This window comes from Methylosinus sp. KRF6 (assembly GCF_018887255.1).
Lineage (GTDB): Bacteria > Pseudomonadota > Alphaproteobacteria > Rhizobiales > Beijerinckiaceae > Methylosinus > Methylosinus sporium.
Window position 1 is genome coordinate 1 of the sequence record NZ_JAHLJF010000056.1, and the last position, 616, is coordinate 616.

1 protein-coding gene is annotated in these 616 nt (G+C 62.5%); it reads left to right on the forward strand.

Translation table 11 applies throughout. From position 1 onward, the window contains the following. Window positions 1-79 precede the first annotated feature (79 nt). The coding region (locus tag KP010_RS22510) for a transposase (RefSeq protein ID WP_216281965.1) at window positions 80-616 on the forward strand (537 nt) is incomplete at its 3' end.

Sequence of the window (616 nt, forward strand, 5' to 3'; positions counted from 1 at the left end):
AGCAACCGCCACCATCGCTTGACATCGGTCGCGATCTCGCCGAGATTGTTCATTGTTTGTTCTATCTGGCGAAGGCGCCATGGCTCAGCATTTCCTCCTGTCCGCCGCCGCGCGATCTCTCTGCATCGGCAAGGTCATGCGCATGTCCGACCGAGGCGCCGCGAATGTTTTCGCACGGCTGCGCTGGCCTGCGACCGACGGCAAGCCCGTATGTCCGAACTGCGGCTGCACGGCCTGCTACGACTGTCGACGCGGCGCGCATCTGCGCTGGCGATGCCAGGCCTGCGGCGGCGACTTTTCCCTGACCTCGGGCACGCTGTTCTCGTCGCATAAGCTGCCACTGAAAACCTATCTCTTGTCGATCGTCTTGTTCTGCAACGAGGTGAAGGGCAAGAGCATGCTCGCCCTGTCCCGAGATCTTGGCGTTCAATATAAGACGGCTTTCGTGCTGGCACACAAGCTGCGCGAAGCCATGGCCGCGAGCCTGCGGGCCTTGAAGATCGGCGGCGAGGGAAAAGTCGCCGAGATCGACGGCGCCTATTTCGGCGGTCATATCCGCCCGGAGAATCTGGCGGCCGACCGTGTCGATCGTCGCCTCGCCGAGAACCAATCGGGG